Below are 225 nucleotides of genomic sequence, written 5' to 3' on the forward strand. Positions count from 1 at the left end.
CCATAGATGTTGGCGAAACGTTCGTCGGCGACGATGCGGTCTGCGGGCACGTCCCAGTCCCAGGCCCCGACATAGTTCGACGCCGCCAGGGCGCGACGCGTCGTCTCCTCGCTCTTGGCCCGCTGGATCAGGGTGCGGCGCAGCTCCAGCTGGGTCATCACCTGCCCAGCCAGGGTTCTCAGCGCCATGACCTGAACCTCGGTCAGCCCCTCAGGCCGGGGCTGG

1 protein-coding gene is annotated in these 225 nt (G+C 68.4%); it reads right to left on the reverse strand.

Annotated features, from left to right (window positions below):
- Nucleotides 1-188, reverse strand: a 188-nt coding sequence (locus ACM03V_RS34590; protein WP_414625332.1) for a hypothetical protein, incomplete at its 3' end; no start/stop codon positions are given.
- Nucleotides 189-225 lie beyond the last annotated feature (37 nt).

Source organism: Calothrix sp. CCY 0018 (genome assembly GCF_963920925.1).
Taxonomy (GTDB): Bacteria; Cyanobacteriota; Cyanobacteriia; order Cyanobacteriales; family Nostocaceae; genus Rivularia.